This window comes from Priestia sp. 3CA3 (genome assembly GCF_056836725.1).
Genome location: NZ_JBXENJ010000004.1, coordinates 236365 through 251282, shown reverse-complemented (window position 1 = coordinate 251282; position 14918 = coordinate 236365). Strand labels below are relative to the sequence as shown.

General features: G+C 38.9%; 13 protein-coding genes and 1 other annotated feature (1 of these 14 running past the window's edge). Of the genes, 1 reads left to right on the top strand and 12 read right to left on the bottom strand.

Translation table 11 applies throughout. The features are described from left to right. Positions 1-18: 18 nt before the first annotated feature. From mug to pxpA, 11 genes are all read right to left on the bottom strand, one after another. Positions 19-531: a G/U mismatch-specific DNA glycosylase gene (gene mug, locus AC1VNJ_RS13135; RefSeq protein WP_034266359.1), complete on the bottom strand. Its 513-nt coding sequence runs from the start codon at positions 529-531 to the stop codon at positions 19-21. Between the two features lie 68 nt (positions 532-599). After that, positions 600-1937, bottom strand: a complete 1338-nt coding sequence (locus AC1VNJ_RS13130) for a coiled-coil domain-containing protein (protein ID WP_482640881.1) — start codon at positions 1935-1937, stop codon at positions 600-602. A 586-nt stretch (positions 1938-2523) separates the two neighbouring features. Further along, positions 2524-3333, bottom strand: coding sequence for a uroporphyrinogen-III synthase (locus AC1VNJ_RS13125; protein WP_033579069.1), 810 nt, complete (start codon positions 3331-3333; stop codon positions 2524-2526). A 27-nt stretch (positions 3334-3360) separates the two neighbouring features. After that, positions 3361-4125 (bottom strand): IclR family transcriptional regulator, encoded by a 765-nt coding sequence (locus tag AC1VNJ_RS13120; protein ID WP_033579070.1) that lies wholly within the window; start codon positions 4123-4125, stop codon positions 3361-3363. A gap of 131 nt (positions 4126-4256) precedes the next feature. Then, positions 4257-5621: an acetyl-CoA carboxylase biotin carboxylase subunit gene (gene accC / locus AC1VNJ_RS13115; protein WP_033579071.1), complete on the bottom strand. Its 1365-nt coding sequence runs from the start codon at positions 5619-5621 to the stop codon at positions 4257-4259. Between the two features lie 28 nt (positions 5622-5649). Next, positions 5650-6111 carry an acetyl-CoA carboxylase biotin carboxyl carrier protein gene (accB, locus tag AC1VNJ_RS13110; protein WP_060745553.1) on the bottom strand — a complete coding sequence of 154 codons (462 nt, stop codon included), beginning with the start codon at positions 6109-6111 and terminating at the stop codon, positions 5650-5652. Positions 6112-6133: 22 nt separating this feature from the next. Continuing rightward, positions 6134-7129, bottom strand: a complete 996-nt coding sequence (locus AC1VNJ_RS13105) for a 5-oxoprolinase subunit C family protein (protein WP_034266376.1) — start codon at positions 7127-7129, stop codon at positions 6134-6136. After that, on the bottom strand, positions 7126-7881 hold the full coding sequence (gene pxpB / locus AC1VNJ_RS13100) for a 5-oxoprolinase subunit PxpB (RefSeq protein ID WP_033579074.1): 756 nt from the start codon (positions 7879-7881) through the stop codon (positions 7126-7128). Before pxpB ends, AC1VNJ_RS13105 begins: the two co-directional genes overlap by 4 nt. Positions 7882-7898: 17 nt before the next feature. Beyond that, the gene (locus AC1VNJ_RS13095) at positions 7899-8690 is read right to left on the bottom strand and encodes a putative hydro-lyase (RefSeq protein WP_482640880.1); all 792 of its coding nucleotides are present in this window, start codon (positions 8688-8690) and stop codon (positions 7899-7901) included. 52 nt (positions 8691-8742) lie between these two features. Further along, complete coding sequence (locus AC1VNJ_RS13090) at positions 8743-9981, bottom strand: NRAMP family divalent metal transporter (RefSeq protein WP_033579076.1); 1239 nt, start codon at positions 9979-9981, stop codon at positions 8743-8745. A 24-nt stretch (positions 9982-10005) separates the two neighbouring features. Then, positions 10006-10767: a 5-oxoprolinase subunit PxpA gene (pxpA, locus tag AC1VNJ_RS13085; RefSeq protein WP_028413248.1), complete on the bottom strand. Its 762-nt coding sequence runs from the start codon at positions 10765-10767 to the stop codon at positions 10006-10008. A gap of 393 nt (positions 10768-11160) precedes the next feature. Between pxpA and AC1VNJ_RS13080 the strand changes: the two genes are divergently transcribed. Then, positions 11161-12756 (top strand): alpha-amylase family glycosyl hydrolase, encoded by a 1596-nt coding sequence (locus tag AC1VNJ_RS13080; RefSeq protein WP_176344014.1) that lies wholly within the window; start codon positions 11161-11163, stop codon positions 12754-12756. Between the two features lie 390 nt (positions 12757-13146). Here the strand turns inward: AC1VNJ_RS13080 and AC1VNJ_RS13075 are convergent, their stop codons facing one another. Further along, on the bottom strand, positions 13147-14715 hold the full coding sequence (locus tag AC1VNJ_RS13075) for a 2-isopropylmalate synthase (protein WP_482640879.1): 1569 nt from the start codon (positions 14713-14715) through the stop codon (positions 13147-13149). A gap of 58 nt (positions 14716-14773) precedes the next feature. After that, positions 14774-14918, bottom strand: a binding site (T-box leader) (it continues 99 nt past the right edge of the window).

Here is a 14918-nt window from a genome sequence, read left to right as displayed (position 1 = left end):
AAAGCCCTAAGGCTTTCTCTATTTTAATGTACGAAGCAACTTCGGAAGTTCTGCGTAAATAGCCACTACTTCATCTATTTTCATCCGAACGAGCCCGCTTGAAGACGGGGCAACAAAATCCATTATTCCTGATACCATCGATTCTTCTTGTTTGCCCCACCTCACTTGCTTGCGTCCGCTGTACTGCTGATAGACACCTTTTCCAACAAAACAAACGATTTTAGGCGTGTATGTAGCGATTTTTTTCTTTAGGATTTCTCTGCCTTCTGCATATTCTTCTTTTGTAATCTCATCAGCTGCCTTTGTAGGACGCTCCACAATATTTGTTAAACCGTATCCTAGCTGTAACAGCGAGTGATCTTCCTCGGGATGGTATTTACGATCTGTTAAACCTGCTTTATGAAGAATCGTCCAGAAACGATTGGTTGGATTAGCAAAATGATGACCCGTTTCACCGGAACGGATGCTTGGGTTAAAACCGACAAATAAAATATCTAAGTTGGGCTGTATATGATCAAAAATAGAGTTCATAGTCATACGCTCCTTACAATGTAAAAAGAAAACATCCAAATTGGATGTTTTCTTTTTACTATACCCTATTAAATACGAACTACGCGTCCGTTGAATTTTTGTTTCCAGTAGCCGCTGCTCATGTTTGCAATTGCAACACCTGTTGAGCTCTGAGCACCGATGAACTTGCCGCCGCCTACATAAATACCAACGTGTCCGTCTTTTTTATATGTATCGAAGAAAACAAGATCTCCAGGCTGCATTTGACTAGAAGACACTTGCGTTCCAGCATGTTTTAATGTTTCTGTACTTACAGATCCAAGAGGCCCAAGGTTAACACCAACTTGAGAATATGCCCAGTGTACAAATGACGAGCAGTCAAATAAACCGTGGTTAATATCAGACTGGCTGCGTCCTCCGCCAAATACGTAAGCAGAGTTTCCAATCCAGCGGTTTCCTACCGTTACAACATTGCTAGCTTTTGGAGCCGGAGCGCTTGTAGGTGCAACATCATTGCTGCTTGCTTTTGGTGCTGCTTTAGGAGAAGGCGAATCAGCTTTTTCAGCTGGTTCCGCCGCTGCTTTTTGAGCTTGTTCGGCTGCTTTCTTAGCTGCCTCTTTAGCTGCTTGTTCAGCTGCTTTTCTTGCTGCTTCTTCCGCCGCTTTTTGATCTTTAATATTTTGTTCAAGCGTAGACTGTTCATTCGCAAGAGAGCTGTCTTTTGATTGTAGAGAAGCTTTTAGTTCTTCATTTTTTGCTTCTTTATCTTTTAGTTCTTTTGCCAACGTATCTTTTTGTTTCTTTTGAGCTGCTAGCTGGACAGTCATTTCATCCAGTTCTGCCTTCATATCTTCTAAGCTAGCAAGCTTAGATTTAACATCTGCTTGTTTTGTTTTTAGTTCGTCTTGCATATTTTTAGTTTCTTTTAAAATACCGCGGTCTGCATCTACAATAGTCGAAACAGCTAGCGCGCGGTCTACAAAATCACCAAAACTTGAAGAACCGAGTAAAACTTGTAAATACTCTACGTTACCGCCGCTTTCTTGCATGGAACGTGCACGATCTTTTAAAATATCATTTCGCTTTTCAAGTTTTTCTTGAAGCAGCTTAATTTCTTTTTCAAGCTGGTCTACTTGTTTAGACGTTTCTTTAATATCCGCTTCTGTTTTTTGGGCTTTTTTATTATTTTCTTCTTCTGCTAATGTTAATCGCTCAAGCTGTGCTTTCATTTGATCTTGTTCTGCTTGAAGGCGTGTTAATTCATCAGAAGCTGCTTTGATGTTAGATTGCACATCTTGGCGTTGATTTTGAATTTGAGATTTTTGTGATTCCATATCCTGAATGGTAGAGGCATACGCTGGAGTTGATAAAACTCCTCCTAGGCCTAATAAAACCGTTGTGTTAAGTAAAAGCATTTTCTTTTTCAATATGAATTCCTCCGCTTTCTCGCTCTGTTAAACTAGTAATTTCTAATTATGTATCAATATGTATAAAAGTCTGACAATTTATGTAAAGTTCACTGTATTTGTCGATAAATAGCTAAATATGCTAATGAAAATCTACGAAAATTATACCACGATAAACGTTCAAAAAAAGAATAACAATATTACAATTATATTTCAGTCATGTAACATTTAACGCTTGTGTATACATTCACTTCTTGCCTGCAAAAATATACCTTTATTTCCCCATGCCAGTGAAAGATCTATCAAGCTTCAAACAGCAGTGCTTTTAGCGTTATAAAGTAGATAATTATTATTGTTTAAGCTGTTTAGATTTAAGATATTTCTAAAAGAAACGTAACAACTCTTTAACATATTCGTCTATTTTTACCCTTTATCTACCATTTTTACAATATTTGAAAATGATTTTCTGGAATAACAATGAATTTATTTCTATTCGATGTTTGAAGAAGTTCAAAAAGAGGACAATAGGCAATTTTCAAACAATATTCGACAACGCTTGGATGAAGCTATACAAAAAACCTTCTCGCCATGAGGCGAGAAGGTTTTTTTAATCACGCTGCTGATAATAGTGTTCTAAAGCTACAATTGCGCTTCCCATTCTTTCTTGGTCAGGAATAACAATACGATCTACTCCTTCTTCTTTTAAAGCAGCAGCGGTTACTTTCCCAACGGCCACAGCTACTACAGAGCTTTCAAAGAGTTCTCGAATGTGATCAGCTTGTCCGTGTTCTCTTGCAAACGAAAATAAAAAGCGGGCTTGGGGAGCGCTTGTGAAATTAACAGCATCGACTTTCCCGCTTGTTAATTCGTTTATAAGCTGTTCCATGACTTCTGCTTTTGGAGGAATATGCTGATACGGTAAAATCTCTTTGAATTGGGCTTTTTGATTCGAAAGAAAATCAATCAATTTTGGTGCAGGATCTCCGTGAAGCTGAAGCGCTACATGCTTTCCTTCAAAAGAAAACGAATGAAGCGCTCTGACTAGTCCCGCTGTACTTCCATCATCATCTCGAACGGTTGGAGTAACACCGAGCTTTTTTAACATATTTACGGTTTTATACCCGCGTGCAGCAATGTTAGCTGCTTGTAAAGAAGAAAGGAATTCATCAGCTAGTCCTAGCTTATCTGCTGTTTTATATAAAATTTCCGTCCCGACGCCTGTCGTAAAAATAAACCAATCATAATTTCCTTTTACCAGTTCTTTAATATCTGCTTCTAAGTGTGTGTCATCTAAAAAGATGGTTCCTTGTGCAGGTCGTACAAGCGGGGTCCCGCCAAGGTTTTCAACAATTTTGCTGATTTCTTCTACTTTACGCTGACCTACGAGTGCGACTGTTTTACCTTCTAATCGTTTCAATGGTTTACCTCCATTTTTCTATGTATGCTACTTTAATGAACCTTGATAACCGAGTTTTTCAGAAATTAGGCTCGCCGCTTCTGTTACTTTTTGAATAATGAACGGTAGTCTGTCTCCTTGAAATCTCGCTTCAATTCCCGCTACGCTAATGCCTGCAACCACTTCATTTTGATGATTTACAATCGGCGCGCTCACGGATGTTGTAAAGTTTTCTAATTCTGAGGTGCTAATGGTATACCCTTTTTCTTTTGCTTCTTTTAATACATTTCTTAGTTTCTTTTGATCTGTAATGGTTCCAATACCTATTGGAGTTAGCTCCGTTTGAGTAATATATGCCTCTTGTTCTTTTTCGGGTAAATGCGCCAAAATAATGCGTGAACAAGCTCCTGCATAAAGAGGTGAACGCCTTCCAATTGATGTATAGAGACGCACGGGATGAAGCGTATCTACTTTTTCAATATACATGGCTTGATCCCCATCTCGTACAATTAGATTAACCGCTTCTTCTACTTCGTCTCGGAGCGTTTCCATTACGGGCTTTGCGATATTTCTAATATCTAAGCGATTAGCCACTAGCTGACCAAATTGCAAGAATAAAAGTCCTAGCGAATAGTATCCTTGCGCGTCTTTTGTTAAAAATCCCATCTCTTCCAGCGAACCAACCATTCGATGTAAAGAAGTTTTCGGAACGCCTGAATATTCCATCATTTCTGTGAAGGTTAGCTTAGGGTGGTTGATAAAAAGCGTGAGAATCTGCATGGATTTAACGACTGTTTTATTGTTAGCTTGCATAAAACCTTCTCCCTTATTTGTGCGAATACATGTATTTGATAGAAGTATAGCTTACTAGCTAATTATATGTTCTTTTTATTATACATGAAGAAAAAAAGGAAAGCACTCCCTTATAAGAGCACTTTCCTTTCTTACACCGTTTCTAGTTCTTTAATTGAAATAGGGTTACTTTCTAGAAATTTGGTTGTAAAATCCCCTTCTTTAAAAGAAGGATGATTCAGTAATTCTAAATGAAAAGGAATAGTTGTGTGAATACCTATAATGATAAATTCTTCGAGCGCACGTTTCATTCGTTGAATCGCTTCATTTCGGTCTTTCCCTGTTACAATTAATTTCGCCACCATTGAATCATAAAATGGAGAAATTTCATAGCCTGGGTAAACCGCGCTGTCTACACGAACGCCGTAGCCGCCAGGAGGTAAATACATCTCGACTTTTCCAGGAGAAGGCATAAAGTTTTTAGCCGGATTTTCTGCGTTGATTCGACATTCAATTGCCCATCCCTTTAACTGAACATCCCGCTGAGCAAATGATAGCGGGTAGCCTGCTGCTACTGAAATTTGTTCTTTAATTAAGTCAATATTTGTTACAAGTTCTGTAACAGGGTGTTCAACTTGAATCCGTGTGTTCATTTCCATAAAGTAAAAATGTCCGTGTTTATCTAACAGAAACTCCACCGTTCCCACACCTGTATAATCGACTGCTTTAGCTGCCGAGACTGCCGCCTTGCCCATTTTCGCACGAAGATTTTCATCTACTGCAGGAGACGGAGCTTCTTCTACTAATTTTTGATGACGTCGCTGAATCGAACAATCTCGTTCACCTAAATGAACTACATTACCTTCCTCATCAGCAATAATTTGAATTTCGATATGTTTCGGTTCTTCTAAATATTTTTCAAGGTATACTCCGCCGTTTCCAAAAGCTGTTTCTGCTTCGTGCTGAGCTTGACGAATCGCTTTTTCTAGCTCCTCTTCGCTATGAGCTAGCCGCATTCCTTTTCCGCCGCCGCCCGCTGTAGCTTTTACAATGATTGGATAGCCTATTTCTCTTGCTACTGGAATAGCGGTGCTGCTATCTTCAATCAGTCCTTCCGTGCCAGGTACAATAGGCACACCGGCTTGTTTCATTGTTTCTCTTGCTACAGCTTTTGCTCCCATTTTACGGATGGCTTCCGCTTTTGGACCAATAAAGGTAATATCATAGGATTCACACATCTCAGCAAAATCAGCATTTTCAGCTAAAAATCCGTAGCCGGGATGAACAGCGTCTGCCTTGGTTACTTGTGCTACGGTAAGCAAATTCCGAATATTTAAGTAGCTTTCTTTAGAAGATGTTTTACCAATACAAAATGACTCATCTGCTAGCTTTACGTGAAGTGCATCTTTGTCTGCTTCTGAATACACGGCCACGGTTGCAATTCCCATCTCTTTACAAGCTCGAATGATACGAACTGCAATCTCACCGCGGTTTGCGATTAACACTTTTTTGAACATAGTGGCTCCTCCTGACAATATGTATACTTTAATATGATTTTACGGTAAATAGAGGCTGTCCAAACTCAACAACATCTCCGTCTTTCACAAGAATTTCAAGCACTTCTCCTTCCATTCCTGCATCTACTTCGTTAAACAGCTTCATCGCTTCAATTACACATACAACATCTTTACGTTCAATAGTTTGTCCTACTTGAACAAACGGATCAGCGTCTGCTTCTGGCTTGGCGTAAAAGGTTCCAACCATTGGTGATAAGATTTGTTTTTCATTATTCTCTGCTGCGTTTACAGACATAGAATCTTGAGGCGTTTGCTCAGCAGCAGCGGCTTTTACTTCCTCTGTTTTTACTTTTGTAACAGCTGTGTCTTCTAAAGGAATTCCCGCTTTATCAATGACAACTTTTGTTCCTTCATGTTCAATATGGAGCTTTTGAATACCAGATTCATTCATTAATGAAACAACTTCTTGCAATTCACGTACGTTTATCATTTCTTGTCACTCCCGTTTTGTGTTATTTAGTTGACGCAAGGTTAATAGCAATCTTCAATTCTTGAAGCATCTGTTCTTTTTCTAAATAGATTTTTTCTGCTTCATGAAGCGAAATGTGAGAAAAATAGATGGATTCTCCGGGCTTTACTTGAGCTAAAAGCGGTAAATCCGCTGTGATGACTTGAGCGATTTTAGGATATCCTCCTGTAGTTTGACGGTCTGCTAACAGGATAATGGGATTTCCATCTGGCGGGACTTGAACAGAACCTTGTGAGACGGCTTCAGACAATAGCTCTTTTTTTTCTTGAAGCTGAAGAGAAGGTCCATCCATTCGATAGCCCATTCGATCTGATTGATTTGATACTTTAAAGGGTTCTTGAGTAAAATGACTTTGGCTTTCAGCTGTAAATAAATCAAATTGACCCCCATTCATAACACGGACACTTGGTTTCTTTGTAAAATGGACAAATTCTTTATAATTTACGGACCATGAAGAAGTATATACTCCGTTTATCAGTTCATTGGAAAGAAAAGCAGGCTTTGAAGCAGCAGGAACAGATAGAGGTAAAACGTCGTCTGTTTGTAATGCTCTTCCTTTATAGCCACCAATTTCCCCCCTCAAATACGTGCTTTTACTATTTAACACTTCATTAATAGAAAATCCTCCAGCTACAGATAGATAGGAACGACAACCAGTTCTACAAGGCCCAAATGATAAAGTGCCTCCTTTTGGAATAAATAAAGGTTTCCACATCGGGACTGGCTTTCCGTTGACCGAAGGAGTTAAATCTCCACCTGTGATCGCTACTAAACAATCACTTTCTATTTCAAGGGTAGGCCCCATTAGCGTAACTTCAAGTCCCGCTTCTTTTTCATCGTTACCAACTAGTAAATTAGCAATTCGAAGAGAATAAGAATCCATTGCACCGCTTACAATTACACCGTGCTGCTGAAATCCTTTTCTTCCCAAATCTTGAATGCTTGTTAATAACCCGGCTTTACTAACTCTTATACTCATTTTTCCCCCTCCTTTGCCTGTAGTTCTTGATACTCTTCTTTAGAGATAGGCTCAAATTTTACAATATCTCCAGCCTGCAGCAAACTTGGAGGATTTTGCTCCGGCAAAAACAGTTTAATCGGCGTTTGACCAATTAGCTGCCATCCTCCGGGAGTGGAAATAGGATACACTCCTGTTTGCATTCCTGCAATACCAACCGAACCTGCAGGAATAGAGGTGCGAGGAGACGAGCGGCGAGGCGTAGCAATTTTTTCAGATAGTCCTCCGAGAAACGGAAATCCAGGAGCAAATCCAATCATGTACGCTAAGTATTCGCCTTCAGAATGAATACTTATTACCTCTTCAGGTGTTAAGTTATGGTGACGAGCGACATATTCAAGATCAGGTCCATACTCTCCTCCGTAGCAAACTGGAATGGAAACCGTACGATGGTCTAACTCTTTTTCTGTCTGTTCGTTCTCTAATTTACTTTGAAGGATAGAAGACACTACTTCAAAAGGAGACACAAATTCTTTTTTCTCCTTCTTTTTCACGGCTGCTACCACTTCAAGAGGGTTATAAAAGATCGTAAGGTTCGTAAATGCCGGCACGCATTCAATAAACCCAGGGAAAGGATTTAATTCTATTGAATCTTTACACGTTTTGATTTGTTTATGAATATCGTACTGAATACTATCTCCAAACGTTATAACAAGCGCTGAGTCGCCAAGCGGAGAAATAACAGCTGGCGCTTTTGTTATGGTTTGATTCATATCTACACCTCTTTCTTTTATAAAACACCTAGTTTTTCATCTCGAATATCTGTAATAAACATATGTCCAGGAGCATGTGTAATCATAATAGAAGGTTTTGTTTCCATTGCTACAGCTTGAGGAGTTACGCCACAAGCCCAGAACACGGGAACTTCGCCTTCTTTGACGGAAACAGCATCGCCAAAATCCGGAGAGTGAAGGTCTTCAATACCTATTGCAGCGGGGTTTCCAATGTGAACAGGTCCTCCGTGCACAGCTGGAAAACGTGAAGTTACTTGCGCTGCCCGCACTACGTCTTGCTGAGGAATTGGGCGCATACTAACGACCGTCGAGCCGTGGAATATTCCCGCTTCAGCGCATGAAATATTTGTTTTATACATAGGAACATTACAGTTTTCTTCAATGTGACGAACAGGTATGCCGTTGTTTAAAAGTGCGTGTTCAAATGTAAAACTGCAGCCGATGAGAAAAGCTACCATATCTTCTGTCCAATAGTCTTTGATATCGGTTACTTCTTTTACCAGTTCCCCATTTTCATAGATTCGATACTTCGGAATGTCTGTACGAATATCTCCGGACGGAGCCGCAAACTTTGGAACAGGAGATCCAAAGTCCGTTACATCTAAAAGAGGACAAGATTTAGGATTACGCTGACAGAACAATAGAAAGTCAAAGGCTTGTTTCTTTGGTAAAATAGCTAAATTAGCTTGAGCATAGCCGTTTGCCATGCCTGCCGTTGGGTGAATAAGCTGGTTGTTACGGATTTGCTGACGAAGTTCAGCTGGAGTTAGATGTGAAAGGTTTGACATGTTTCTATCTCCCATCATTACCCGCACACAACTTGCGTGCGGGCACATTGTTTTATTTAAATAATTGAGGAAGCTGATCCATTAACGTATAACCGCCCATTAAAGCCATTACAATAACGACAAGTACACCAGAAATGGTAAGCCATAAAGGATGCTTATACTCACCAACGATGCTTTTTTTATATGCAGCAACTAGTAATGTTCCAAGGGCAATCGGAAGAATTAATCCATTAATTGCTCCAACTAACAGAAGAACTTTTACAGGTTTTCCAATTAAGACAAACGACAGAGTTGAAATAATAATAAATCCAATAATAATCCAGTTTGAGTTTTTATTAAGTTTTTCACTAAACGTTTGAATAAACGAAACTGATGTATAAGCAGCTCCCACTACAGACGTAATAGCAGCAGACCACATGACAATACCAAAGATTTTATAACCGACGTTTCCTGCTGCGAGCTGAAACACGGATGCTGGAGGATTGGCCGGGTCAATTTGTAACCCTTTAGATACAACGCCAAGTACAGCTAAAAACAAAGCGATTCGCATAACGGAAGTGATAAGAATTCCTGTTACAGAACTTTTAGTGACTTGAGGTAAAGAATCGATGCCTTTTACCCCGGCATCTAAAAGACGATGTCCGCCTGCAAAGGTAATATAACCACCAACAGTACCTCCAACAAGCGTAACGATCGCAATGATGTCGATTTGATCAGGTTTAAAAGATTTCACTACAGCTTCTCCAACGGGAGGTGAAGTAGTAGCTGCTACATATAGCATTAGCCCAATCATGACAAAACCTGCAATTTGCGTGAAGCGATCCATTGCTTTTCCAGCTTCTTTTACAACGAAGATTAGCACGGCAATAACTGCACTAATTGCAGCTCCGGCTGTTGGAGAAATACCGGTAATCGCATTTAATCCAAGACCGGCACCGGCAATATTTCCAATATTAAATGCAAGTCCTCCAATTACAATTAAAATAGCGAGCACGTATCCTAGTCCGGGAAATACCATATTGGCGATTTCTTGTCCGCGTTTTTCAGAAACGGCAATAATCCTCCATACGTTGGTTTGAGCAAAGATATCAAGAATAATTGAAATTAAAATAACGAATCCAAAGCTTGCGGCTAAATTTTGTGTAAATACGGTAGTTTGAGTTAAAAAGCCTGGTCCAATAGCCGATGTGGCCATTAAAAAAGCGGCTCCAAGCATTAACGTCCAGTTTACTTTAGGTGCAGCCGAAAGCTTTTGCTGAGGTGTTGATTTTTTTATTGGCTCCAATATCATCTTCCTCCTGATTGTATGTAGTTTTTATTGTGAAATAGCCTTAACTACCACTTCTGATGCTTGTAAAGAACGGTTGACATGACGAGCAAATTCAAGTGCGTGAGCCCCGTCTCCGTGAATACAAATCGTGTCTGCCTGCAATTCTACATCCTTGCCTTGCTGAGATTTGACTTTCCCTTCTTTCACCATTGTAATAACTTGAGAAACAGCTTCGTTGTCATTTTCAATTAAAGCATTTGGTTCTGTACGAGGCGTAAGAGAACCGTCTAACTGATAGGTACGGTCTGCAAATACTTCGTTGGCCGTTTTCAAACCAATTCTGTTACCGGCTTGAATCAGCTCACTTCCAGATAATCCAAACAAAATCAGCTCAGGATTTACGTTGTAAACAGCTTTTGCTATTGCTTCAGACAACGCTTTATTTTTAGCAGCCATGTTATATAGTGCACCGTGAGGTTTTACATGCTGCATTGATAACCCTTCTGCTTGCAAAAAACCGTTTAATGCACCAATTTGATAGACTACGATATCGTAGGCTTCCTGAGGTGAAATATTGATGTTTCTGCGTCCAAAACCGATAAGGTCCTGTAGACCAGGATGAGCACCAATTTGCACTTTTTTTTCAGCGGCCAATTTTACCGTTTTTCTCATGACGCTTGGATCCCCTGCATGAAATCCACAGGCTACGTTCACAGACGTCACGTGTTCTAAAATGGCTTCATCATTGCCAATGCGATAAGCACCAAAGCTTTCCCCTAAATCACAGTTTAAATCTACTTTATTCAATTCGTTCTTCCCCCTTAAAAACTTCATTGTAAGCGTAATCATTTGCAGATAGTAAATAAAATCCAAGCTGAATTATCTGCATCAATACTTCAAGTTCCGTTTTTCGGAACTTCAGTACCGTTTTTCAGTTATATTTGGATTTTAGCACGAGATGATGAATTGAACAACAACATTATCAGAATATTTGACATAGTCATTATTTTTATTTGGATAATACTCCCTTATTTTATTTGTATTTTCTATCTATAGCCTTAATATAATGCAGCTTCTTAATGCCATTGGACACAGTAAATAACTAGGTTGTCAGAATAATTACTAGTTCAAAATAATCAAAATAAAATTTTCGTTGTAATCGTTTTCAAATAGGTGCTATATTTCAATTGTAGTCAATTTATGCAAACGATTGCAAAAAAAGGGGATGAAACGATGAAAGGGAAAAAATGGACAGCTTTAGCTCTAACACTGCCGCTGGCTGCTAGCTTATCAACAGGCGTTCACGCGGAAACCGTACATAAAGGTAAATCTCCAGCTGCAGATAAAAACGGTGTATTTTATGAGGTGTATGTAAACTCTTTTTACGATGCAAATAAAGATGGACATGGTGATTTAAAAGGTCTTACACAAAAGCTGGACTATTTAAATGATGGCAATTCTCATACAAAGAATGATCTTCAAGTAAACGGGATTTGGATGATGCCGGTCAACCCTTCTCCTAGCTATCATAAATATGATGTAACGGACTATTATAACATTGATCCTCAGTATGGAAATCTGCAAGATTTTCGCAAACTAATGAAAGAAGCAGATAAACGAGATGTAAAAGTTATTATGGACCTCGTTGTGAATCATACGAGCAGTGAACACCCTTGGTTTCAAGCTGCGTTAAAAGATAAAAACAGCAAGTACAGAGATTACTATATTTGGGCTGATAAAGATACCGACTTGAATGAAAAAGGATCTTGGGGGCAGCAAGTATGGCACAAAGCTCCAAACGGAGAGTATTTTTACGGAACGTTCTGGGAAGGAATGCCTGACTTAAATTACGATAACCCTGAAGTAAGAAAAGAAATGATTAACGTCGGAAAGTTTTGGCTAAAGCAAGGCGTTGACGGGTTCCGCTTAGATGCTGCCCTCCATATCTTTAAAGGTCAAACACCTGAAGGCGCTAAGAAAAATCTCCTGTGGTGGAATGAGTTTAGAGATGCAATGAAAAAAGAAAACCCTAACGTATATCTAACGGGTGAAGTATGGGATCAGCCGGAAGTAGTAGCTCCTTATTATCAGTCGCTTGATTCCCTATTTAACTTTGATTTAGCAGGAAAAATTGTCAGCTCTGTAAAAGCAGGAAATGATCAAGGAATCGCTACTGCAGCAGCGGCAACAGATGAACTGTTCAAATCATACAATCCAAATAAAATTGACGGCATTTTCTTAACCAATCATGACCAAAATCGCGTCATGAGTGAGTTAAGCGGAGATGTCAATAAAGCAAAGTCAGCTGCCTCTATCTTACTTACGCTTCCTGGCAACCCGTATATTTATTACGGTGAAGAAATCGGCATGACCGGTGAAAAGCCTGATGAATTAATCCGTGAACCGTTCCGCTGGTACGAAGGAAACGGACTTGGACAAACTAGTTGGGAAACACCTGTATACAATAAAGGCGGCAACGGCGTGTCTGTAGAAGCACAAACCAAACAAAAGGACTCTTTGTTAAATCATTACCGTGAAATGATTCGCGTACGTCAGCAGCACGAAGAGTTAGTAAAAGGAACGCTTCAATCTATTTCAGTAGACAGTAAAGAAGTTGTTGCTTATAGCCGTACGTATAAAGGCAACTCCATTAGTGTGTATCATAATATTTCAAATCAACCTGTAAAAGTATCTGTAGCAGCGAAAGGTAAATTGATTTTTGCTAGTGAAAAAGGTGCTAAGAAAGTCAAGAATCAGCTTGTGATTCCGGCGAATACATCGGTTTTGATAAAATAATTAAAAACACCTTTACGTGATTACCAAGTAATGACGTAAAGGTGTTTTATTCCTGCTATGCTACAACTGTCGTACTCGCGCATCCGCCCTGCCCTCTTTTAAAAATAGTTACATGATTGATATAAGGTCTATTTAGTTAATAAATTAGACCTTTTTGGACGAGCAAAAAGTAATTTACCTTTATAGCCGATATGTCATATTCAATTTTAGTTAAAGTAATTCAGGTTCCCGGAATACAAAGAAAACCTTAGGTGTCTATAGACACCTAAGGTTTTCTTTGTATTCATGTTTCTTTTCATTCGTAATAGTAGCCTAACTTAGTATCCAGCAAATATTGACAAGTCCATACCTTAACAAACTAAGTACATTTCGTTTAATATTGCTTTTTATTTATTCAATCGGAAGTAAAGTATCAACTACAATACTGTTTACAGCATTGATATACGCAAATGCACTTGCTTTCATAACATCCGTATCTGTTGCCTTGGCAATATACTTTTCGCCTTTGTATTCTACTTGAATCTTTACTTTTCCTAATGCTTCCTTACCTCTTGATACACTGCTAATATTATATTCGATCAATTTAATATCTAAATCACTAATTTCTGTAATAGCTGAATACAAGGCATCAATCGGGCCAGAACCGACTGCACTACTTTTCAATATTTGATCACCCTTTTTAATCTTCACACTTGCAGACGGGAAATTTGTATTACTAATCACTTGCAAATCGATTAGTTCATAAAAATGATGACTATAGTGCATTATATCCTGATTATGAATATCATTTTTCGCATAATAATTCTCAACGATGACATATAAGTCATGATTATATACTTCTTTTTTTGCATCTGCCAATGCAAGGAAAGCTTCAAATATCCCTTCAAATTGCATGTTAGTCATCCCATTAAAGCCTAATGATTCAAGGGCATTTTTCACCGCATGACGTCCAGAACGGGCGGTTAAAACAAGTTCCATATCGTCTAAACCGACTTCAATTGGGCTAATGATTTCGTAAGCATCTCTTGCTTTTAATAAGCCGTCTTGATGTATACCTGAAGAATGAGCAAAAGCATTATCACCTGTAATAGCTTTGTTTACTTGTACATCTAATCCCATTAAACTACTTACCAATCTAGATGTATTCATGATTTCTTTTGTATTAATATTTGTGTACGCATTATAAACTGATGAGCGCGTATTAATTGCCATGACGACCTCTTCTAGTGCAGCATTGCCTGCACGCTCACCAATGCCATTTATCGTACACTCGACTTTATCTGCTCCATTCTTAATTGCAGCTAACGTATTCGCAGTTGCCATACCAAGATCATTATGACAATGGACACTTAAAAGCACTTTATCATTCAAATTTTTCAAGCGATTATTTATTTTAAAGATTAGTTCACCAAACTCTTCTGGCTCGGCATAGCCAACTGTATCGGGCACATTAATAATGGTAGCTCCTGCCTTTACAACAGCTTCAATCGTTGCCCATAAATATTCAAAATCGGAGCGAGACGCATCCTCCGTTGAATATTGTACGTCTGGTAGAAGTGTTTTTGCATATTTTACTGCATCAACACCAAGATCTAAAATTTGACTTTTCGATTTTCCAAACTTCTTCTCCACGTGAATGTCTGAAGCGCCTAAAACTATATGGATTAACGGTTTTTCAGCATATTTCACACTATTATAAACAGCATCAATATCAGCCTTTACTGCTCTTGCTAACGCTGTAATGATCGTTTCGTCTGTATTTCCTATTTTCAGAGCAATTTCTTTCACAGCATTAAAATCACCAGCTGAAGATGAAGGAAAACCAGCTTCGATAATATCGACTTTCAGCTTCTTTAGTTGCTGTGCTACTTCTAGTTTTTCATACAGGTTCAGCTTAGCCCCCGGAACTTGCTCGCCATCTCTTAAAGTCGTATCAAACATCCAAATTTTTCTCGTCATTTCAGAAACACTCCTTTGTCATATTAATGTATAAAAAAAAGCCCCGTCTCTATAAAAACATAGAGACGAGGCGTTGCTCGCGGTACCACTCTAATTGATCAATCATTACATAATTAACCCACTCATTTTCGGCAGCTATCACCACCTATCTTCATAACGGTAGAAAACCGACATCCCCTACTTATAATATTCAGGGAGTAGCT

Coding starts and splice junctions, on each gene's coding strand:
- AC1VNJ_RS13120 (WP_033579070.1), bottom strand. CDS start 4,125: ATGCAAGCTAACAATAAAACAGTCGTTAAATCCATGCAGATTCTCACG.
- AC1VNJ_RS13075 (WP_482640879.1), bottom strand. CDS start 14,715: ATGACGAGAAAAATTTGGATGTTTGATACGACTTTAAGAGATGGCGAG.
- AC1VNJ_RS13095 (WP_482640880.1), bottom strand. CDS start 8,690: ATGTCAAACCTTTCACATCTAACTCCAGCTGAACTTCGTCAGCAAATC.
- AC1VNJ_RS13080 (WP_176344014.1), top strand. CDS start 11,161: ATGCAAACGATTGCAAAAAAAGGGGATGAAACGATGAAAGGGAAAAAA.
- AC1VNJ_RS13105 (WP_034266376.1), bottom strand. CDS start 7,129: ATGAGTATAAGAGTTAGTAAAGCCGGGTTATTAACAAGCATTCAAGAT.
- accB (WP_060745553.1), bottom strand. CDS start 6,111: ATGATAAACGTACGTGAATTGCAAGAAGTTGTTTCATTAATGAATGAA.
- accC (WP_033579071.1), bottom strand. CDS start 5,621: ATGTTCAAAAAAGTGTTAATCGCAAACCGCGGTGAGATTGCAGTTCGT.
- pxpB (WP_033579074.1), bottom strand. CDS start 7,881: ATGAATCAAACCATAACAAAAGCGCCAGCTGTTATTTCTCCGCTTGGC.
- AC1VNJ_RS13090 (WP_033579076.1), bottom strand. CDS start 9,981: ATGATATTGGAGCCAATAAAAAAATCAACACCTCAGCAAAAGCTTTCG.
- mug (WP_034266359.1), bottom strand. CDS start 531: ATGAACTCTATTTTTGATCATATACAGCCCAACTTAGATATTTTATTT.